18 protein-coding genes are annotated in these 21168 nt (G+C 69.1%); 10 read left to right on the top strand and 8 right to left on the bottom strand.

Annotated elements, in window-relative coordinates; genetic code table 11:
- Positions 1-223 precede the first annotated feature (223 nt).
- Positions 224-3088, top strand: coding sequence for a preprotein translocase subunit SecA (secA, locus tag ASF68_RS14570; RefSeq protein WP_056012647.1), 2865 nt, complete (start codon positions 224-226; stop codon positions 3086-3088).
- 82 nt (positions 3089-3170) lie between these two features.
- On the opposite strand, the gene ASF68_RS14565 is transcribed toward secA, so the two are convergent.
- Positions 3171-3671: an Rv3235 family protein gene (locus ASF68_RS14565; RefSeq protein WP_082456144.1), complete on the bottom strand. Its 501-nt coding sequence runs from the start codon at positions 3669-3671 to the stop codon at positions 3171-3173.
- A gap of 159 nt (positions 3672-3830) precedes the next feature.
- On the opposite strand from ASF68_RS14565, the gene ASF68_RS14560 reads away from it, so the two are divergent.
- Positions 3831-4421 carry a hypothetical protein gene (locus ASF68_RS14560; protein ID WP_056012644.1) on the top strand — a complete coding sequence of 197 codons (591 nt, stop codon included), beginning with the start codon at positions 3831-3833 and terminating at the stop codon, positions 4419-4421.
- Between the two features lie 34 nt (positions 4422-4455).
- On the opposite strand, the gene ASF68_RS14555 is transcribed toward ASF68_RS14560, so the two are convergent.
- Positions 4456-4752, bottom strand: coding sequence for a helix-turn-helix domain-containing protein (locus tag ASF68_RS14555; RefSeq protein WP_056012641.1), 297 nt, complete (start codon positions 4750-4752; stop codon positions 4456-4458).
- 219 nt (positions 4753-4971) lie between these two features.
- Between ASF68_RS14555 and ASF68_RS14550 the strand changes: the two genes are divergently transcribed.
- From ASF68_RS14550 to ASF68_RS14535, 4 genes are all read left to right on the top strand, one after another.
- Positions 4972-5595 carry a hypothetical protein gene (locus ASF68_RS14550; protein ID WP_056012638.1) on the top strand — a complete coding sequence of 208 codons (624 nt, stop codon included), beginning with the start codon at positions 4972-4974 and terminating at the stop codon, positions 5593-5595.
- Positions 5595-6875 (top strand): ParA family protein, encoded by a 1281-nt coding sequence (locus tag ASF68_RS14545; protein ID WP_056012635.1) that lies wholly within the window; start codon positions 5595-5597, stop codon positions 6873-6875. Before ASF68_RS14550 ends, ASF68_RS14545 begins: the two co-directional genes overlap by 1 nt.
- Positions 6876-7084: 209 nt before the next feature.
- Positions 7085-7420: an Lsr2 family protein gene (locus tag ASF68_RS14540; protein ID WP_056012632.1), complete on the top strand. Its 336-nt coding sequence runs from the start codon at positions 7085-7087 to the stop codon at positions 7418-7420.
- A gap of 138 nt (positions 7421-7558) precedes the next feature.
- A complete protein-coding gene (locus ASF68_RS14535) occupies positions 7559-9058 on the top strand; it encodes a sensor histidine kinase (protein ID WP_056012629.1) in 1500 nt (499 codons plus the stop codon).
- A gap of 91 nt (positions 9059-9149) precedes the next feature.
- Here ASF68_RS14535 and ASF68_RS14530 read toward each other — a convergent pair whose 3' ends face one another.
- Entirely contained in the window at positions 9150-9398 is a 249-nt protein-coding gene (locus ASF68_RS14530; RefSeq protein WP_056012627.1) for a WhiB family transcriptional regulator, read from the bottom strand.
- A gap of 184 nt (positions 9399-9582) precedes the next feature.
- Between ASF68_RS14530 and ASF68_RS14525 the strand changes: the two genes are divergently transcribed.
- Positions 9583-10017 carry a hypothetical protein gene (locus tag ASF68_RS14525; RefSeq protein WP_157580464.1) on the top strand — a complete coding sequence of 145 codons (435 nt, stop codon included), beginning with the start codon at positions 9583-9585 and terminating at the stop codon, positions 10015-10017.
- Positions 10018-10041: 24 nt separating this feature from the next.
- On the opposite strand, the gene bcp is transcribed toward ASF68_RS14525, so the two are convergent.
- Genes bcp through aroA form a run of 3 tightly spaced genes read right to left on the bottom strand, consistent with a single transcriptional unit; the run spans position 10042 to position 12957 of the window.
- Complete coding sequence (bcp, locus tag ASF68_RS14520) at positions 10042-10521, bottom strand: thioredoxin-dependent thiol peroxidase (protein ID WP_056013423.1); 480 nt, start codon at positions 10519-10521, stop codon at positions 10042-10044.
- Between the two features lie 14 nt (positions 10522-10535).
- The gene (gene rsgA / locus ASF68_RS14515) at positions 10536-11603 is read right to left on the bottom strand and encodes a ribosome small subunit-dependent GTPase A (RefSeq protein WP_056012622.1); all 1068 of its coding nucleotides are present in this window, start codon (positions 11601-11603) and stop codon (positions 10536-10538) included.
- 4 nt (positions 11604-11607) lie between these two features.
- Entirely contained in the window at positions 11608-12957 is a 1350-nt protein-coding gene (gene aroA / locus ASF68_RS14510; protein ID WP_056012619.1) for a 3-phosphoshikimate 1-carboxyvinyltransferase, read from the bottom strand.
- 43 nt (positions 12958-13000) lie between these two features.
- Here aroA and ASF68_RS14505 point away from each other — a divergent pair, with 43 nt between their 5' ends.
- Both ASF68_RS14505 and ASF68_RS14500 read left to right on the top strand, forming a co-directional pair.
- Positions 13001-13690 (top strand): sigma-70 family RNA polymerase sigma factor, encoded by a 690-nt coding sequence (locus ASF68_RS14505; protein ID WP_082456145.1) that lies wholly within the window; start codon positions 13001-13003, stop codon positions 13688-13690.
- Positions 13687-13938 (top strand): zf-HC2 domain-containing protein, encoded by a 252-nt coding sequence (locus ASF68_RS14500; protein WP_056012616.1) that lies wholly within the window; start codon positions 13687-13689, stop codon positions 13936-13938. The genes ASF68_RS14505 and ASF68_RS14500 overlap by 4 nt, the downstream gene beginning before the upstream one ends.
- 16 nt (positions 13939-13954) lie before the next feature.
- Here ASF68_RS14500 and ASF68_RS14495 read toward each other — a convergent pair whose 3' ends face one another.
- A complete protein-coding gene (locus ASF68_RS14495) occupies positions 13955-15658 on the bottom strand; it encodes a sodium:proton antiporter (RefSeq protein WP_056012615.1) in 1704 nt (567 codons plus the stop codon).
- 109 nt (positions 15659-15767) lie between these two features.
- Positions 15768-19535 carry a multifunctional oxoglutarate decarboxylase/oxoglutarate dehydrogenase thiamine pyrophosphate-binding subunit/dihydrolipoyllysine-residue succinyltransferase subunit gene (locus ASF68_RS14490; RefSeq protein ID WP_200936453.1) on the bottom strand — a complete coding sequence of 1256 codons (3768 nt, stop codon included), beginning with the start codon at positions 19533-19535 and terminating at the stop codon, positions 15768-15770.
- Positions 19536-19669: 134 nt separating this feature from the next.
- On the opposite strand from ASF68_RS14490, the gene ASF68_RS14485 reads away from it, so the two are divergent.
- Positions 19670-21109, top strand: coding sequence for a GuaB1 family IMP dehydrogenase-related protein (locus ASF68_RS14485; RefSeq protein WP_056012609.1), 1440 nt, complete (start codon positions 19670-19672; stop codon positions 21107-21109).
- Positions 21110-21168 lie beyond the last annotated feature (59 nt).

Here is a 21168-nt window from a genome sequence, read left to right as displayed (position 1 = left end):
ACCTCCCACATATACCTACGCCGTATGGTGCGACCAGCCTACTGACCGGACCGTCGCGCGGGACGGCGGCGCTCCGAGGACATCGGCGGACGGCCGATACACAGGGTCCACTCAAGCGACTCACCGCTAACATGTTGAGAGGACTGCCCCGTTCTGGTGCACCCCGTCCGTCCAGGTCAGTCGACCCGGGTGGAGATCAGGAACACGTAATGGAGAGCAATTCGTGGCCTCACCACTTGAGAAGATCCTTCGCGTCGGCGAAGGTCGCATCCTCCGGAAGCTGACCAGCCTCACGAAGGCGGTCAATGCCCTCGAGGACGACTTCACGGAGTTGAGCGACGAGGAGCTGAAGAGCGAGACCGTCGAGTTGCGTGAGCGCTTCGAGAACGGCGAGACCCTCGACGACCTCCTCCCCGAGGCGTTCGCGGCGGTGCGCGAGGCGGCACGTCGCACGATCGGCATGCGTCACTTCGACGTCCAGATCATGGGTGGTGCCGCCCTGCACCTCGGCAACATCGCCGAGATGAAGACCGGTGAGGGCAAGACGCTCGTCGCGACCCTCCCGGCGTACCTCAACGCGATCGCCGGCAAGGGCGTCCACATCGTCACGGTGAACGACTACCTGGCGTCGTACCAGTCGGAGATCATGGGCCGCGTCTTCCGTGCGCTCGGCATGACGACCGGCGTGATCGTCGAGGGCCAGACGCCGGAGCAGCGGCGCGAGCAGTACGCCGCCGACATCACCTACGGCACGAACAACCAGTTCGGCTTCGACTACCTGCGCGACAACATGGCGTGGCAGGCCAAGGACATGGTGCAGCGCGGCCACTTCTTCGCCGTGGTCGACGAGGTCGACTCCATCCTCATCGACGAGGCACGCACCCCGCTCATCATCTCCGGCAAGGCCTCGGGCGAGGCCAACCGCTGGTTCCAGGAGTTCGCACGGCTCGCGGTCCGACTCGAGCCCGGCGAGGACTTCGAGGTCGACGAGAAGAAGCGCACCGTCGGCGTGCTCGAGCCCGGTATCGAGAAGGTCGAGGACTACCTCGGCATCGACAACCTCTACGAGTCCGCCAACACCCCGCTCATCTCGTTCCTGAACAACGCGATCAAGGCCCGCGCGCTCTTCAAGAAGGACAAGGACTACGTCGTGATGAACGGCGAGGTGCTGATCGTCGACGAACACACGGGTCGTATCCTCGTCGGCCGACGCTACAACGAGGGCATCCACCAGGCGATCGAGGCCAAGGAGGGCGTCGCCGTCCAGGCGGAGAACCAGACGCTCGCCACGGTGACGCTCCAGAACTACTTCCGGCTCTACGAGAAGCTCTCCGGCATGACCGGTACGGCCGAGACCGAGGCGGCGGAGTTCATGTCGACCTACAAGCTCGGCGTCGTACCCATCCCGACGAACCGTCCGATGCAGCGCATCGACCAGTCCGACCTCGTCTACAAGAACGAGGAGGCGAAGTTCGCGCAGGTCGTCGAGGACATCGTCGAGCGGCACGAGCAGGGCCAGCCGGTGCTGGTCGGCACGACGAGCGTCGAGAAGAGCGAGTACCTGTCTCGGCTCCTCGCCAAGAAGGGTGTGAAGCACGAGGTCCTCAACGCGAAGAACCACGCGCGTGAGGCCGCGATCATCGCCCAGGCCGGTCGACTCGGCTCGGTCACCGTCGCCACCAACATGGCCGGACGTGGAACCGACATCATGCTCGGCGGCAACGCGGAGTTCCTCGCCGTCGCCGAGATGAACGCGAAGGGTCTCAGCCCGATCGAGACGCCCGAGGAGTACGAGGCGGCGTGGGACGAGGTCTTCACGGAGGTCAAGGCCGCGGTCAAGGTCGAGGCCGACAAGGTGATCGAAGCCGGTGGCCTCTACGTCCTCGGCACCGAGCGCCACGAGTCCCGCCGCATCGACAACCAGCTCCGTGGTCGTTCCGGACGTCAGGGAGACCCCGGCGAGAGCCGCTTCTACCTGTCGCTCACCGACGACCTCATGCGCCTGTTCAATGCCGGCGCTGCCGAGAGCCTCATGGGCCGTCAGAACGTCCCGGACGACCTGGCGATCGAATCGAAGATCGTGAGTCGCGCGATTCGCAGCGCTCAGTCCCAGGTCGAGGCGCGCAACGCCGAGATCCGGAAGAACGTGCTCAAGTACGATGACGTCCTCAACCGCCAGCGCGAGGCGATCTACTCCGACCGCCGCCACATCCTGGAGGGCGACGACCTCCACGACCGCGCACAGCAGTTCCTGGAGAGCGTCGTGGACGACGTGCTCGACGAGCACACCGGCGAGGGGAACGGCGACGACTGGGACTTCGATGCCCTGTGGGCCGAGCTCAAGACCCTGTACCCGGTCGGTCTGACGATCGACGAGGTGGTCCAGGAGGCCGGGGCGAAGGGGCGGATCAACCGCGACTTCATGCGCCGCGAGATCCTGTCCGACGCGAAGCTGGCGTACACCAACCGTGAGGAGTCCCTCGGGGCCCCCGCGATGCGCGAACTCGAGCGTCGGGTCGTGCTCCAGGTGATCGACCGCCGTTGGCGCGACCACCTCTACGAGATGGACTACCTGAAGGACGGCATCGGCCTCCGTGCCATGGCGCAGCGTGACCCGCTCGTCGAGTACCAGCGCGAGGGATACGCGATGTTCCAGCAGATGATGGGGCAGATCCGCGAGGAGAGCGTCGGATTCCTGTTCAACCTCGAGGTCGAGGTGAACGGCGAGGTCGATTCGGGTGCCGCAGCACCGGCGATCACGGCCAAGGGCCTGACGCAGGAGACGCCCGACACCGAGAAGCTGAGCTACTCCGCGCCGAGCGAGCAGGGCGGCGTCGAGGTGCGCAACCAGCGCGGGCAGATCGAGAAGGCGGCCACCGAGCGCGCTCAACGCCTGCAGCAGGCCGGTGGCACCGCCGGTGAGGGCGCTCCGGCGACGAAGTCCACGCCGTCGGCGAAGTCCACGCCGTCGGCGAAGTCCACGCCGTCGGCGAAGGCGACGCGCGGGGCGTTCGGGCAGCAGTCCGACGCGGCGCCCGCGGCCCCAAGCAACCGTTCCGACCGACGCAAGCAGGGCAAGAAGAAGTAGTCGCTCCGCTCACGACGAAGCCCTCCGGACCAGGAGTCATCGGTCCGGAGGGCTTCGTCGTGAGCGGAGCGGTCGCCTGGGCTCAGAGGACGCTGACGGAGGTGGCTCGCCACCGGCCGTCGAGGCCCTCGAGTCGGATGGCGACGGCGCGGGATCTGGCGCGCCCGTGCACCATGACGACGGATTCGACGACGCCGTCCCGCGGTTCCGTGACGGTGACGGTGCCGATCGAGATGAGGGGGACGCTCCCCGGGACGCCGCGGACGCGTCGGGCTCGTTCGGCGAGGATGACCCGCTTCAGCAGGACGGTGTGGACGTCGGCCGTGATCCAGCGAGCGAGCTGCGTGAGATCGCGCGCTCCGGCGATGACCTCGATGACGCTGCGGGTGAGGTTCTCGAGGAGCGGCCGTGGGTCGGGGAGCTCGGCCCGGGGTGCGGGCTGGTGTCCGAAGAACTCGTCGCTCCCCGGGCGGATGACGGAGCGAGGCTCCCTGGTGCGACGCTCCGGGAGCGGACCGGTCGGCCGGAGGCGCGCCGGGCGCGCCGCGGACTCGTCGTCGTCATGCCGTGCAGCGATGGTCATGGGGCCTCCGAGGGGTCGAACGGCCGACCGGAGTGGGGCGACCGTATGTGGAATGTTAAACTAACCATGCCAGAGATCCGATGTCCAGCACTTCCCCGAGTGGTTCCTCGCTGTGGAGAACTCGCGACGCCTGGGCGGTCGGCGCACTAGCGTCGGCGTATGCGTTGGGACAGCCTGTTCGACGATCTCGCCGGCCAGCTCGACGACGAGCTCGAGGCCGACGACGCCGGTGTGCGGCTGGAGGCGGAGCGGCTCCGACGCGGTCGGCTCACGGTCCGAGACCGCGTCCTCGCCCTGCAGACCGATCTCGGCACCGACGAAGCGCTGGTCGTCGAGCTCGTCGACGGGAGTACGTGGCGGCTCCGCGTGCGGAGCGTGGGCAAGGACTGGTTACAGGCCAGTGTCGGAACGCGGGATCGGCAGGAGGTCATCGTGCCGCTCTCGGCCGTCGCGGCGGTCGCGTTGACCCAGACGCAGGTCGACTGGAGTCTCGACGAGGTCGCCTCCCACGAGCCGCGGCTGCTCGACCGCCTCACGATCGCCTTCCTCCTGCGCGACCTGGCTCGCCGACGCTCCGGCGTCTTCGTGCGCACGCGCTCCGGTCGATGGGCCGGGACGATCGACCGCGTCGGACGCGACCATCTCGACCTCGCCGTGCACGAGCCCGGCTCCGTCAGGCGCACGCGTGACGTCGAGCAGATCCGTCTCATCGCGTTCTCGGAACTCGTCGTCGTCGAGCGGGCGGACTGACGCGATCGCAGCCGGTCGTCCGCCAGGGCCGGCGTCAGCTGAAGGGAAGGACCGGCCGGAGCGTCGGGGCGCCGGAGAACTCCGACAGCTCGGTGAACTGGGCCTCGTGCCAGAGCCCTGCACGACGGGCCTCCTCGTACCGACCCGAGATGAAGGCCTCGAGTGCCGAGAACTCGATCCGCCATGGACCGCTGCGGCCGACCCGGATCGCGGGCAGTTCGCCGGTCTCGATGAGCCCGGCGATCTCCGCCGCCGACACGTTCAGCACCTCCGCCGCGTCGCTGACGGTGAGGAAGCGGCCGAGCGGGGCCGGGTCGCGCTGCAGTTCCATTCCTCGATTATCCTCTCGTGCGATCGGCACCCGAAGGTCTGTGGATAACTTCGACGGCACCCAGCGCGCACTCGGCAGCATGGGGCGGAGACGGCGCACGGTGTGCCGACGAAGGAGGAGACGGTGCGGGGAATCGAACGAGGCCCGGGCGGGGAGCCGGTGGGCACGAGGGCCGACGGGAGACCGCGTCCCGGTGGGGGTCCCGGCAGTACGGATCCGATGCGCAGTCGGAGCTGGTCGCGCTCGCGGGTCTGGGTGGACCCGCGGTTCCTCGTCGGCGTGATGCTCGTCGTGGCGTCGATCGTCGGTGTGTGGTGGCTCGTGACGACCTCCAGTCGCACGGTGCCGGTCTACGCGGCGTCCGAGACGTTGACCCCGGGGACCCCGCTCGACCGCTCGTCCCTGCGCGTCATCGACACCCGGCTCGGCGCGGTCGAGGAGGGCTACCTGGGCGCGCAGGGGGCTCCGCCGGACGACGCCGTCGTCACCCGGACCATCGCGGCCGGGGAGCTCGTACCGCTCGCGGCCCTGGGTGAGGCGGACGCCGTGGGCGTGACCACCCTGGTGGTCGAACCGGCGGGCAGGCTCAGCGCCGACATCGTCCGGGGGACGGTGGTCGACCTCTGGGCTGCGGCACCCGAGGGCGACGGGTACGGGGTCCCCGAAGTGCTGGTATCGGCGGCGACCGTCGTCCGCGCGAGCGAGGACGAGGGGTTCCTGGCCAGGGGTGGCTCGGTCGCCCTCGAACTCGCGGTCCCCAGATCCGCGGTGGCGACGGTCCTCGCCGCCACCGCGGCGGCGCACCTGCTCTCGGTGGTCCCGACCGAACCCGGCGGCCACTGATGCTGCGGGTCGGCCTCGCCCTCGACCCGCGCGTCGAGGGCGAGATCCTCGCGACGATGCTCGATCTCGGACACCGGGTCGCGTGGCGCTGCCACGACGCGGCCGAACTCGAGGACCGTCTGGCGACGGGGTCGCCCGTCGACGTGCTCCTGGTCTCACCCGCCGCCGCTGGCCTCCGGGCGGAACTCATCGACACCGCCGACCGGGTCGGAACCCGAGTCGTGGCGCTCGCCTCGGGTGAAGCGGAGCGTCGCCACGCCACCGGGCTCGGGCTCGTGGACGTCGTGCTCCTGCCGGTGGATGCGGAGGAGCTCGAGCGGAGCATCGCTCCGATCGAGCTCGGTGACGCCGACCGTCGTGTGCCGGAACCGGCAGCGGGTCGGGTGATCGCCGTGTGGGGCTCGGCGGGTTCGCCGGGCACGACGACGGTGGCCGCCGGCATCGCGAGCGAGCTCGCGGCGCGCGGTCGACGCGTCCTGCTCGTCGATGCCGACACCTACGGCTCGTCCGTCGCGACCATGTTGGGGCTCCTCGACGAGGCACCAGGGTTCGCTGCCGCCTGTCGCCTGGCCGGCAGTGGTGCGCTCGACATCGAACAGCTCGAGCGCATCGCGGTGGTGCATCCGTCGCCGTCCGGTGCGTTCCGCGTGCTCACCGGCATCTCGCGTGCAGCGCGCTGGCCCGAACTCTCGACCGAGCGCGTCGCGACGACCCTGGAGCGGTGCCGCGAGTGGATGGACGACGTCGTCGTCGACACGGCGTTCTGTCTGGAGGCGGACGAGGAGATCTCGAGCGACCTCTTCGCTCCGCGTCGGAACGGTGCGGCGTTCGCGGTGCTCGGGTCCGCCGACCGCGTGGTCGAGGTCGGGGCCGCGGACCCCGTCGGGATCACGCGACTCCTCCGCGGGCACGCGGAACTCGTCGAACTCGTCGATCCGACCAGGATCTCCGTCGTGGTGAACCGGCTGCGCAGCGTCGCGCTCGGCACCGGGCCGGCCGGTCAGCTGGCCTCGACGCTCTCCCGCTTCGGCGGGATCGAGGCGGCGGCACTCCTCCCCGAGGATCAGCGGGTGGTGGACGCCGCTGTCATCGCCGGGCAGTGCCTCCGCGACCAGGCGCCGCGTGGCGCGCTCCCCACAGCGCTGCGCCGCTTCGTCTCAGCGGAGCTGGAGGACCATCCGGCGACGCCGCGAGGCCGCGACCGTGGCCGGGGTCGGCGGTCGCTCCGACGCACCCGCGGTCGCCGCCGTGCGATCGAGCGGACACGGCGCCGTGAATAGCGGGAGTGTCGCCGAATACATATCCAGGTGAACACCCGAATATGCAGCGCACCCCGATATATTCATCTGCATTGTTTCGGGAGTCGATTCGGTTATCCGTTGGGTGATGTATTCAATGGGTATCGCGCGGCAATTCGTAATCGTCTGCAACGGTTCGTTATGATTGGATAACCGTCGGATTCACCACGGATTGTTTCAGGAGGACCCCCATGGCTCAGAAAGTCACCACCACCTACATCGATGATCTCGACGGCAGTGAACTCGCCGCCGGTGCGGGCGAGACCGTGCGGTTCGCCATCGACGGAACCGAATACGAGATCGACCTCGGTTCCGACAATGCGAAGAACCTCCGCGAATCGCTGAAGCCGTTCATCGGCGCCGGACGTCCGGTCAAGCGTGGCCGTCGCACCTCGGGCACGAGCACGCGGAACAGTGCGGAGAACCTCGCGGCGATCCGCGAGTGGGCCGCGAAGAACGGGCACGCCGTCTCCTCGCGTGGACGCATCCCGCAGGCCGTCCAGGACGCCTACCGCGCCGCCAACTGACGTCCCGCACCTGACACGGCGCTCGGTCCACCCCCGTGGTCCCGGGCGCCGTCGTCGTCTGCCGAGCAGCCCGGCGCGGGCTCCGTCCCGGGAGTCGGTCCGCATTCGACGCGCGCCGCCCGAGCCTAGACTGGGACCGTGTCGACGCTCAGTGATCTCGTTCTCGCCCAGGGCCGCTCCAGTGCGGCCGACGTCGAGTGGCTGCATATGCTGCTCGCAGACAGCCAACTCCTCGCAGACCTCGCATTCGCGGATATCGTCATCTGGGTGCCGACGGATTCGGGGAGTTTCATCGCCGTCGCGCATTCCCGGCCGTCCAGTGCCGCCACCCTCTTCTATCGCGACTTCGTGGGTCAGTCGATCAAGCAGGAATGGCGCAAGCAGGTCACCGATTGTTTCGAGAGCGGGCGGATCATCGAGTCGTCCGCACCCGATTGGTATGAGGAGACCCCGACCCGCGTGCGCGCGGTCCCGGTGGCACGTCGGATCTCACCGACCGAGAAGACGAACGCCGACGGACCGATCGCGGTCATCACCCGGCACACGAACCTCGGCGAAGCGCGCACCCCGAGCCGTCAGGAACTCACCTTCAACGACTGCGCGAGCGACCTGTTCGAGATGATCGCGGTCGGGGACTTCCCCGACCTCGGGGCGCCGACCGGACCCCGCCGGGGCGCTCCACGCGCCAGCGACGGACTGATCCGACTCGACGTCGACGGGACGGTCACCTTCGCCAGCCCGAACGCACTCTCCGCGTTCAACCGCATCGGCTTCGCCGAGGAACTCGAGGGCGAGTCGCTCGCGGACGTCACCACGCACCTGCTCTCGGGCACGGGGACGGTCACCGTCGACGAGTCCCTCCCGCTCGTCGTGACCGGACGCGCTCCGTGGCGCACCGACATCGAGGACAAGGGCGTGACGGTGTCCCTCCGGGCGATCCCGTTGCGGAGCCGGGGTGAGCGCGTCGGCGCGATCGTCCTCTGCCGCGACGTCAGCGAACTGCGCCACCAGGAGCAGGAGCTCATCACCAAGGACGCGACCATCCGCGAGATCCACCACCGGGTCAAGAACAACCTGCAGACCGTCGCCTCACTCCTGCGTATCCAGGCGCGACGGACGCACTCCGAGGACGCGCACGACGCCCTCACCCAGGCCATGCGGCGTGTGGCGGCCATCGCGGTCGTCCACGACACGCTCTCCGAGGGGCTCAACCAGAACGTCGACTTCGACGAGGTCTTCGAACGGGTGCTGCTGCTCGTCGCCGAGGTCGCGAGCTCGCACAACACCACCGTCCGGCCCAAGTCCTCCGGCTCGTTCGGGGTGCTCCCGAGCGAGTACGCGACCCCGCTCGCGCTGGCCCTCACGGAGCTCGTCACCAACGCGGTCGAGCACGGCCTCAACGGGCGGGACGGCGACGTGGAGATCACCGCGGACCGCACCGACGAGTTGCTGAGCGTCCAGGTGCGCGACAACGGCGTCGGCCTGCCCGAGGGCAAGGTCGGCTCCGGGCTCGGAACGCAGATCGTCCGCACGCTCATCCAGGGGGAGCTCGGCGGGACCATCGACTGGCACACGCTGATGGGCAGCGGGACCGAGGTCACGATCGCGATCCCGATGCGCTGGGTCGCCAAGAGCTGAGATCGAACCGGAGGCGACCGAACGGGGCCGCCGCCGCCCAGACATGCGAGAACCCCGGTGCCGTGATCGGCACCGGGGTTCTCGTGCAGGACTAGGAGGCGCGGCGGGCGCGAGCTGCGCGGCGCTTGAGCGCGCGACGCTCGTCTTCGCTGAGGCCGCCCCAGACACCCGAGTCCTGGCCGGTCTCGAGCGCGTACTGGAGGCAGAGCTCGGTGACACTGCAGGTGGCGCACACGGCCTTCGCCTTGTCGATCTGATCGACCGCCGGACCGGTGTTCCCGACCGGGAAGAACAATTCCGGGTCGACGGTCAGGCAGGCAGCTTTATCGCGCCAATCCATAGGGGAGCTCCTTTTATTGCATGGTGAGATGTCTTCAACCGAGTGAGGGGTCTCGGGAAGGGAAAGCCGAAATGCGAGGGGGATGATCGTCCGGGAATCGGGATCTGTCCACACCCTCGTGGACCTCATGTCGGCCTCAAACATGGTTTCATATCGGTAAGAGCAAATCAATAGTCAAGTTTGGGTGAACCCTGTGAGTACCGACCGCAACACCGCTTCCGCTCCGAACCCTCAGGAACGCCGTCACCCCGCCGTGCTGGCCTTCGTGGCCCTCCTCGTGGTCGAGGCGCTGTTCATGATCGGGCTCTCGGCGTGGTTCCTGTTCGAGCTGGTCGCGGCGACACCGGCATCGTTCACGAGCGCGCTCGCGATCTTCGTCATCCTGCTCATCGCGACGGCGTTCGTCACCGCACTCGCGCTCGGGGCCGTGCGCGGTCGGAGCTGGATCCGCGGTGGCGCGGTCACGTGGCAGCTCGTGCAGATCGCCGTGGCGGTCGGCGCGTTCCAGGGGGTCTTCGCGCAACCCGCCATCGGATGGTGCCTGCTGGTGCCGTCGCTCGTCGTCCTCGGGCTCCTGTTCACGCCCGCGGTCGCCGCAGTGACCCGCCGCGAGCTCTGAGCGCGGCGGGCCACCGGTCGCCCGTCAGGCGTCGAGGCCGAGTGCCTTCCGGAGGCTCTTCACGTGTCCGGTGGCCTTCACGTTGTACCGGGCCAGGGAGATCTCGCCGGCCTCGTCGATCACGAACGTCGAGCGGAGGACGCCGGTGACGATGCGTCCGTAGGAGTTCTTCTCGCCGTAGGCGCCGTAGGCCCGGTGCACGGTCAGCTCGGGGTCGCTGAGGAGCGGGAACGTGAGCCCGTCCTCCTCCTGGAAGGCCTTGAGCTTCTCGACGGAGTCCTTCGAGACACCCAGGACCACGTACCCGGCACCGGCGAGCGACGCGAGGTTGTCGCGGAAGTCGCAGGCCTGCGTCGTGCAGCCGGGCGTCATGGCGGCGGGGTAGAAGTAGAGGATGACCCGTCGGCCGGCGAAGTCGGCGAGCGACACCGCCGAGCCGTCCTGGTCGGTGAGGGTGAACGTGGGGGCCGGGTCGCCGGCGGACAGACGGATGGGTTCTGGCATGTCCACCAGCCTACTCAGGAGTACTGGTCGGCCTTGATCGTCGCGAAGGTGCCGAGCAGCCGCTGGAGGGAGTCGAGGCGCGCCGGACCGTTCTCCCCGAGCCGCCCCTCGGCGACGGCCTCGATGATCGCGCAGTCCGGCGCGTCCGGCAGGTGGGTGCAGCCGCGCGGGCATTCGAGCGCGATCTCGGCGAGATCGGTGAAGGACTTCAGGATGTTCGCCGTGTCGACGTGCCCGAGGCCGAACGAACGGACGCCGGGGGTGTCGATGACCCATCCGGAACCGGTGGGGCTCTCGATCCGCAACGACACCGTCGATGAGGAGGTGTGGCGCCCTCGACCGGTCACGACGTTCACATGACCCGTGGCGCGTTCGGCCGTCGGGACGAGCGCGTTGACGAGGGTCGACTTGCCGACACCCGAGTGGCCGACGAACACCGTGTCGTGGCCGACGAGGGCCTCGGTGATCTCCGCGAGCGGGACGTCGTCCTCGCGGCTGCGGAACACGCGGAGCCCGAGCCCGGCGAAGTTCGCGAGGAACTCGTCGGGATCCTGCAGGTCGGTCTTCGTGATGCAGAGGATGGGGGTGATCCCGGCGTCGTAGGCTGCGACGAGGTAGCGGTCGACGAGGCGTGCCCGCGGCTCGGGGTTCGCCGCAGCGACGACGATGAGCATCTGGTCGGCGTTCGCGACGACGACGCGCTCCATGGCGTCGGTGTCGTCACCGCTCCGGCGGAGGAGCGTGGTCCGCGGCACGATCCGGACGATGCGGGACAGCGTGCCCTCGGCGCCCGAGGTGTCGCCGACGACGTCCACGCGGTCGCCGGTCACGATGGCCTGTTTCCGGAGTTCGCGGGCACGGGTGGACGTCAGCACGCGCTCGTCCGGTGTCCCCTCGTCGAGGAGGACGGTGTACCGCCCGCGGTCGACGGCGAGGACGCGCGCGGTCAGGGCGTCGAGATGTTCCGGCCGGGTCTTCGTCCTGGGGCGGTTCGCCTTCGGGTTCGGTCGCATCCGGATGCTCGACTCGTCGATCTCGAGTCGGTCGTCGTCATCGTCGGCGTCGTCGCTCCACCAGCTCATCGGCTCAGGCTCCGAGCATCGCGTGCCACAGCTCGGTGAACTGCGGGAGCGTCTTGGCGGTGGTGGCGACGTTCTCGACCGTGATGCCGGGCACGACGAGGCCGAGGATCGCACCGGTGGTCGCCATGCGGTGGTCGTGGTAACTCGACCACTCGCCGCCGTGAAGCGGGCGAGGATCGATGCGGAGGCCGTCGGGCAGTTCCGTGACGGCTCCACCGAGCTTGTTGATCTCGGTCGCGAGGGCCGCGAGGCGGTCGGTCTCGTGATGACGGATGTGCCCGATGCCCGTGATGGTGGAGGGACCGTCGGCCAGTGCCGCGAGAGCGGTCAGCGCCGGTGCGAGCTCGCCGCCGGTGGTGAGGTCGAGGTCGACCGCGGTGATGCGCTCGCCACCGGTCACGGTCAGGCGGTCGCCCACGAGGGTGACGGTCGCTCCGAAGCGGGGGAGCAACTCGGCCAGGTCGGCGCCGACCTGCGTGGTGGACGCCGGCCAGCCGCGCAGGGTCACGCTGCCGCCCGTGACGAGCGCCGCGGCGAGGAACGGAGCGGCGTTGGAGAGGTCGGGCTCGAGGTCGACGTCGCGTCCGGCGATCGTCCCCGGCGCCACCACCCATTCGCCGACGGCGGGCTGCTCGACGGTGACCCCGCGTGCCGCGAGGGCGGCGATGGTCATCTCGATGTGGGGGAGGCTCGGCAGGCGTTCACCCTCGTGGACGAGGTGGAGCCCCTGTTCGAAGCGCGGAGCGGCGAGGAGCAGGCCCGACACGAACTGGCTCGACGACGAGGCGTCGATCGTGAGCTTCCCGCCGGCGATCGATCCGGTGCCGTGCACGGTGAAGGGGAGCGCCTTCCGTCCGTCGTCGCTGATGTCGACGCCGAGCGCCTGCAGGGAGGTGATCATGGTGGACATCGGCCGGTTCCTGGCCGAGGGGTCGGCGTCGAACACGGTCGGTCCCAGCGCGAGTGCGGCGATGGGCGGGACGAACCGCATCACGGTGCCGGCGAGACCGCACTCGACGGTCGTGCTCCCGAACAGCTCACCGGGGGTGACGAGCCAGTCGGCGCCGAACGCACCCGTCGCCGGGCGCTCGACGATCGTCGTGCCGAGGGCTCGGAGCGCCTCGACCATGTTGGAGCTGTCCATCGAGTGGAGCGGAGCACGCAGCAGCGAGGGGCCGTCGGCCAGCGCGGCCAGGACGAGCTCCCGGTTCGTGAGCGATTTGGACCCCGGGAGCGACACGGACGCGTCGACCGGGCCACCCGCGACGGGTGCCGGCCAGGCTGCGTCGTCGTGCTCGGGTTCGGCATCGCCGTACACGTCGAAATCTGGTGCGGAATACGGATTGGTCAACATTGGTTCCAACAGTAGTCGGGGTCACGAGTAGAAGGAGGAACGGATGTCCACAGCGGTATTGGAACGACCGGTGGTCGAGGCCGATCACGGCCGTCTGGCGCTGGCCGTAGACTGGCCGGTGATGACCTCCGTCGACCCAGAAGCCCTTCCGGCCGAGCCGGACCCCCGATCACTGTTCGAAGCACAGGCACTGCCGTTCATCGATCAGCTGTACGGCGCTGCCATGCGCATGACGAAGAACCCGTCGGATGCTCAGGACCTCGTCCAGGAGACGTTCGTCAAGGCCTTCGCCGCGTTCGCGCAGTTCGAACAGGGCACCAACCTGAAGGCGTGGCTCTACCGCATCCTCACGAACACGTACATCAACACGTATCGGAAGAAGCAGCGCGAGCCGTATCAGGGCACCATCGACGACCTCGAGGACTGGCAGTTGGGTGGTGCCGAGTCGATCAGCGCCACCTCGAGCCGATCCGCCGAGGCCGAAGCGATCGATCACCTGCCCGACAGCGACGTCAAGGACGCGCTGCAGGCCATCCCGGAGGACTTCCGACTCGCGGTGTACCTCGCCGACGTGGAGGGGTTCGCCTACCAGGAGATCGCCGACATCATGAAGACCCCCATCGGGACCGTGATGAGTCGTCTGCACCGTGGCCGACGACTCCTTCGCGACCTGTTGGCCGACTACGCCGAATCACGCGGCTTCAGCGTGACGAAGCAGGGGAGCAAGAAATGAGCGACTGCGGCTGCGACAAAGCCAAGAAGGACCTCGAGGAGTACCTCCGTCACGAGGTGTGCAAGACCGAGGCCGCGGACATCCGTGAGCATCTCGCGAGCTGTCCCGAGTGTCAGAACGAGGCGCTGGTCGCCCAGACGCTGACGGAGGCCGTGCAGCGCGCCTGCAAGGAGACGGCCCCCGAGGACCTCAAGAACCAGGTGCTGGCCTCCCTGCGGGCCACCCAGGCCGCGCACGAGAGCGCCTGACCACGGTCGCTGCGGTTCACCCCGCGCCGTCGAGGCGGGACTCCTCGACATCGAGCATGCGTTGTGCTCTCGCGAGCACCTCTGAGGGGTAACTCCCGGTCGCGCGCGCGTCCAGGAGGGCGTCGCGTTCGGCGTCGAGCACCCGTCGCCTGAGCTGGCGGTACTGCTCGTGCGGCCCGACGCCGGCGTCCGTCCGCTCCGCGGCCGACTCCACACGGATGAGACTGGTCGTGCGCACCCGGTCGACGACGGCGGGGTCGAACGGCTCGCCATCGTCGGTCCGGAGCTGCGGGTCGTCGAGGGCGGCGACGCCGACCGTCGAGATCTCCTCGACGAGGCCGGCCAGCTCCGCCGTCGCCGCTTCCTGGTCCGTGCCGCCCACGCGGCTCAGTCGGATGACGAGCGGCAGCGAGCCGCCCTGCAGGAGCAGGGTGACGATCGCGACGGTGAAGGCGATGAGCACCAACTCGGCGCGGTACGGGGTCTCGAGCGGCAGAGACTGCGCGGCCGCGATCGTGACGACGCCGCGCATCCCTGCCCAGGCGAGGACCGCTCCACCCCGCCAGCCGAGGCCTTCGCGCTGGAGGAAGTCGAGGTCGGCGGTCCGGCGGGCGATCGACCGCGTGAAGGCGGCCTTCCGTCTGGCCGACCGGGGGTTCTCCGAGGGGTGGTCCTCGAGCCGCGCCGAGAACTCGTCGAGCTTCGGCCGCCGCGACAGGGCTTCGCGTTCGTCCCGGCGCAACGACCAGACGAGGCCGCCGACGAAGACGATCCGCACGACGATGAGTGTGCAGGCGGTCAGGAGTCCGAGGCCGATCGAGGGCCAGATGCCGAGATCGTCCTGTTCGACCTGCGAGACGATGGCCTCGAGTTCGAGTCCCATGAGCAGGAACACGCCGTTCTCGAGGAGGAACTGGGTGGTCCGCCAGTTGATCCGCTCGCTGATGCGGTCCTGCGCGGTGAAGTACTTCGCGCTCTGGTGACCGGTGTAGAGCCCTGCGACCACGACGGAGAGGACCCCGGAGGCGTGGAAGTGCTCGGCCGGGAGGTAGGCGATGAACGGCACGGCGAACGAGACGACCGTCGTCAGCACGGGATCCCCGAGCCGCGAGCGGATGCGGACGGTCACGAACCCCACGACGATCCCGATGGCGATGGCCAATGCGACGGCGTAGGCGAAGTCGCCGATCACGCCCCAGAGCGAGACGGATCCCGCCGTCGCCGCGATCGCCGAGCGGAGCAGCACGAGCGCGGACGCGTCGTTCACGAGGCTCTCGCCCTCGAGCACGCTGACGAGGCGCGGCGGCATGCCGAGCCGCTTGCCGATCGAGGTCGCGGCGACGGCGTCCGTCGGACTGACGACCGCGCCGAGGGCGATGCCGGCGGCCAGGCTGAGGTCGGGCAGGATCGTCGACAGGATGAGGCCGATCAGCACGGACGAGACGACGACGAGGACGACCGACAGCCCCGAGATCGCCTTCAGGTTGCGACGGAAGTCCACGAGCGGGACGTTGACCGCCGCCGAATAGAGCAGCGGGGGCAGCACGCCGGCGAGGATCCACTCCGGCTTGACCTCGACGTCCGGCACGAACGGCAGGTAGCTGAGCGCCAATCCGACGAGGACGAGGATGAGTGGGGCTGCCACGCGCAGTTTGGTCGCGAAGCGGGCCACCGCGACGATGGTCACCACCGCGACGACGGCGAGGAATGCGAAGTCCATGGCGTCAGCCTATTGGCGCACGCTCACCGACCGCCCACGGATCGCTGTCGTCCCGCTGACGACGAAGGCCGCCCGTCGAAACGGGCGGCCTTCGTCGTCAGCTGTCGCGTCAGAGCGCGAGCGCGGTGCGCAGCAGCTCGGCCTGCTCAGCGGCGTGACGCTTCGCGGAACCGGTCGCGGGCGACGCGGACGCGGTCCGCGACACGTTGCGGACCGTCCGGCCTTCGAGGTGCTTGGCGGCCTCGAGACAGATGAACGGCCACGCACCCTGGTTCTCGGGTTCGTCCTGCACCCAGACGAGCTCGGCGTCCGGGTACTGGGCGACGACCGCGTTCAGCTCCGCCGCGGGGACCGGGTAGAACTGCTCGACGCGGACGAGGGCGATCTCCTCGTTCGGCTGCTTCTGCAGTTCGCTCAGCAGGTCGTAGTGGATCTTGCCGGAGTGCAGCAGCACCCGCTTGACCGCCGCCTTGTCGGTGATCCTGGCGTCGTCGATCACCGGCTCGAAGCGACCCGAGGTGAAGTCCGCCACCGGACTGGTCGCACCGCGCAGTCGCAGCATCGCCTTCGGGGTGAAGACGACGAGCGGGCGGCGCGGGCGTGCGTACGCCTGACGGCGGAGCAGGTGGAAGTACGACGCCGGGGTCGACGGGCGAGCGACGGTCATGTTGTCCTCGGCGCAGAGCTGGAGGAACCGCTCGATCCGTGCGGACGAGTGGTCGGGCCCCTGTCCCTCGTAGCCGTGGGGGAGGAGGAGCGTGACACTCGACCGCTGCGACCACTTCTGCTCCGCGGAGGAGATGAACTCGTCGATGATGGTCTGCGCGCCGTTGGTGAAGTCACCGAACTGCGCCTCCCACAGCACGAGGGCGTCGGCCCGCTCGACCGAGTAGCCGTACTCGAAGCCCATGACCGCGTACTCGCTGAGGAGCGAGTCGTAGATCCAGAACCGTGCCTGGTTGTCGCTGAGGTTCGCGAGCGGCAGCCACTCCTGGCCGTTGACCCGGTCGTGGAGGACCGCGTGACGCTGCACGAAGGTGCCGCGTCGGGAGTCCTGACCGGACATGCGCACCGGGGTGCCCTCGATGAGGACGGACCCGAGGGCCAGCAGCTCGCCGAAGCCCCAGTCGATGTTGCCGTTGCGGCTCATGTCGAGGCGCTTCTCGAGCAGCTGCTGCACCTTCGGGTGCACCGTGAAGCCGGCCGGCTTGTTGTTGAACGCGTCGCCGATCAGCTGGACGACGCCCTCCGAGACCCCGGTCGTCTCGAGCTCGCCGGAGTAGCCGTCCTCGTCGAGGACCTCCGTCGGGACCGGCGTCGGCGAGGTCTGCTCGGCGTGCGTCTCCATGAAGGCGCGCTCGAGGCGGTCCTGGAAGTCGCGGTGAGCGGCCTCGTACTCCTCCTCGGTGATGTCGCCACGACCGACGAGCGCCTCGGTGTACAGCTTCCGGACCGAGCGCTTCGCCTCGATGAGGCTGTACATGAGCGGCTGCGTCATCGACGGGTCGTCGCCCTCGTTGTGGCCGCGTCGGCGGTAGCACACGAGGTCGATGACGACGTCGCGCTTGAACTCCTGGCGGTACTCGAAGGCGAGCTCCGCGACCCGGACGACGGCCTCGGGGTCGTCGCCGTTCACGTGGAAGATCGGTGCCTGGATGGTCTTCGCGACGTCGGTGTTGTAGATGGAGGAACGGCCCTCGCCGGGAGGCGTCGTGAAGCCGACCTGGTTGTTGATGACGACGTGGACCGTTCCACCCGTGCGGTAGCCGCGGAGCTGGGACAGCTGCATCGTCTCGAGGACGACGCCCTGACCGGCCATCGCCGCGTCGCCGTGGATGAGGATCGGGAGGGTGCCGAACGCGCCGATCGGCCCGCGGTCCTGCTTCGCGCGGACGATGCCCTCGAGCACGCCGTTCACGGCCTCGAGGTGCGAGGGGTTCGCGGCCAGGTAGACCGGGATCTCGCGGCCGTCCTCGGCCTTGAACGTGCCCTCGGTGCCGAGGTGGTACTTCACGTCGCCGGAACCGTGGCTCGCCGGGTCCTGCGTGCCCTCGAACTCGCGGAAGATCTGACCGTACGTCTTGCCGGCGATGTTCGTGAGGACGTTGAGGCGGCCGCGGTGGGCCATGCCGATGGCGACCTCGTCGAGCTGGGCCTGGGAGGCACCCTGGAGGATGGTGTCGAGGAGGGCGATGGTCGACTCGCCGCCCTCGAGGCTGAAGCGCTTCTGGCCGACGTACTTCGTCTGCAGGAAGGTCTCGAAGGCCTCGGCCTCGTTGAGCTTCCCGAGGATGCGCATCTGCTCGTCGTGCGTGGGCTTCTCGTACTTGCGCTCGACCTTGCTCTGGATCCACTTGCGCTGCGCGGGGTCCTGGATGTGCATGTACTCGATGCCCGTGGTGCGGCAGTAGGAGTCGCGCAGGACACCGAGGATGTCGCGCAGCTTGGCCGTGCGGGCCGAGCCGAAGGCGCCCGTCACGAACTCGCGGTCGAGGTCCCAGAACGTGAGTCCGTGGGTCTCGATCTCGAGGTCGGGGTGGGAGCGCTGCACGTACTCGAGCGGGTCGATGTCGGCCATGAGGTGGCCGCGGACGCGGAACGCGTTGATGAGCTCCTGGACGCGGGCGGTCTTGTCGACGGCGTCGGCGAGGTCGACGCTGATGTCGGGCGACCAGTGGATCGGGTCGTACGGGATGCGGAGGGCCGCGAAGATGTCCTGGTAGAAGCTGCGGCTGCCGATGAGCAGCTCGTGCACGACCTTCAGGAACTCGCCCGAGCCGGCACCCTGGATGACGCGGTGGTCGTAGGTGCTCGTGAGGGTGATCGTCTTGCCGATCGCGAGCTCGTTGAGCGTGCGCTCGGAGGCGCCCTGGAACTCGGCCGGGTACTCGAGCGCGCCGGCGCCGATGATGCAGCCCTGGCCCTTCATGAGGCGGGGGACCGAGTGGACCGTCCCGATGCCGCCCGGGTTCGTGAGCGAGATCGTGACGCCCTGGAAGTCGGCCCCGGTCAGCTTGCCCTTGCGGGCGCGGGTGACGAGGTCCTCGTAGGCGGACAGGTACTCGTTGAACGTGAGGGTGTCGGCACGCTTGATGCCCGGCACCATGAGGGCGCGCGAGCCGTCGGGCTTCGGCAGGTCGATGGCGATGCCGAGGTTGATGTGCGCGGGCGCGACGACCGTCGGCTTGCCGTCGGCCTCCTCGTAGTAGACGTTCTGGCTCGGGAAGTCCTTCAACGCCTGGATGAGCGCCCACCCGATGAGGTGGGTGAAGCTGACCTTGCCGCCTCTGGCGCGCTTCAGGTGGTTGTTGATGACGATGCGGTTGTCGATCATCAGCTTCGCGGGGATGGTGCGCACGCTCGTCGCGGTCGGGACCGTGAGGCTCGCGTCCATGTTCGTGGCGAGCGACTTGGCCATGCCCTTCAGGACCGTGACCTTGTCGACGTCCTCGGGAGCGGGCTCGGTCTGGTCGCTCTTCGGCTGCTGGACCTGGTTCGGGCTCGTCATGGGGGCGTCGGCCGGGATCGGGGCCGGCTTCGCCTGCACCGAGGTGGTGCGGGCCACCGGCTGTGCGCCAATGGCCTGGATCGGAGCCGTCGGCGGGTTGACGCGGTTGGCGGCGTCCTCGGCGGAGGCCGTCGGAGCGGTGGCGCTCGCACCGCCGGCAGCCGCACCGGCACCGGCCTGCTCACCCGTCGTTCCCTGGGCGGCACCGTTCACCGGTCGGTAGTGCTCGAGGATCGGCCACCAGGAGCGGTCCACGGAATCCTTGTCGACGAGGTACTGCTCGTACATCTCGTCGACGAGCCACTCATTGGCTCCGAATTCGTTCGTTGCGCCGTCATCGGCGCCCACTCCGGTCATCTGGCTCGACACCGTCGATCGCCCACTCTCTCCGTTGAATTCTTGCTGTTTGCGGGCAGGGAACATGCCCGCACGATCCAGTCATCAAGCCTAAACCCATTCCGCCGTCGGCGCGGCTCGGACGCCGCTCGGGATACGGTGTTCTCATGCGGTTCATCGGTGAGATTCCCAGCCACGACCTGACCTACTCGGACGTCTTCCTCGTCCCCAGCCGCTCGGGGATCACGAGCCGGCTCGACGTCGACCTGGCTCCGGACGACGGCACCGGCGCCACGATCCCCATCGTCTCGGCCAACATGAACTCCGTCACCGGCCCGCGTCTGGCGGCGGCACTCGCCCGCCGCGGCGGGCTCGGCGTCCTGCCCCAGGACATGCCGCTCCAAGACCTCGATGCGGCGATCCGCTGGGTCAAGGCACAGCCCGTCGCGTTCGACACCCCACTGATCATGCGCGACGACCAGACGGCCGCCGAGGCCCTGCGGCTCATCCCCGCGGTCGCCGGCCACGGCATCGTGCTCCACGACGAGCACGACGCGTTCGCCGGCTGCATCCCGGCCGCCCGACTCGCCACGGCGCTGCCCGACGCGCGGCTCGGCGACCTGGCACGGGGTCCGCTGGCCTCGATCGACGCCGACGACGTCACCGGCGGCCGAGCCGCCTTCGACCTCATGGTGGCGGCGGACGTCGAGTTCGCGCCGGTGCTGCACCACGGCGCGGTCGTCGGCACGTTGAGCCGCACCAGCGCGCTCCGGTCGACCATCTACACCCCGGCGCTCGACGCGTCCGGCCGTCTCCGGGTCGCCGCGGCCGTCGGCATCAACGGCGACGTCGCGGCGAAGGCGAAGGCGCTCGCCGCAGCCGGCGTCGACGTCCTCGTGATCGACACCGCGCACGGCCACCAGGAGGGCATGCTCCGGGCCATCGCCGCCGTCCGGGCGCTCGACCTCGGCCTCCCGATCGTCGCGGGCAACGTCGTCTCGTCCCTCGCCGTGCAGGACCTCGTCGACGCCGGTGCCGACATCCTCAAGGTCGGCGTCGGCCCCGGCGCGATGTGTACGACGCGCATGATGACCGCCGTCGGGCGTCCGCAGTTCTCCGCCGTCCTCGAGACGGCCGCCGCAGCACGCGCGCTCGGCGCCACGGTCTGGGCCGACGGCGGTGTCCGCTACCCGCGCGACGTCGCGCTCGCGCTCGCCGCCGGTGCGAGTTCCGTGATGATCGGGTCCTGGTTCGCCGGCACGATCGAGGCCCCGGGCGAACTCCAGCGCGCCGCCGACGGATCGATCTACAAGGAGAGCTGGGGGATGGCGTCGACGAAGGCCGTGCACGAGCGCTTCGGCCGGCTCGACCCGTTCGAGCTGGCCCGCAAGACCCTCTTCGCCGAGGGCATCTCCTCCTCGCGCATCACGATCGACCCGCTGCGGCCGTCCGTGGAGGACCTCCTCGACATGATCACCGCGGGCGTCCGCTCCTCGTTCACGTACGCGGGTGCCGACACGGTCCCCGGCTTCCACGAGCGCGCGATCGTCGGCGTGCAGTCGGCGGCCGGGTACGAGGAGGGCAAGGCGCTGCCGGTCTCCTGGTGAGCAACGTGGCGGGCGCACGACCAGGTGCGACGGCCACGGACGCGATGGGATGATGGACG

Source organism: Plantibacter sp. Leaf314, from assembly GCF_001423185.1.
Taxonomy (GTDB): domain Bacteria; phylum Actinomycetota; class Actinomycetes; order Actinomycetales; family Microbacteriaceae; genus Plantibacter.
Note: the sequence above shows the minus strand (reverse complement) of the source record. Positions and strands in the feature narration are given on the sequence as shown.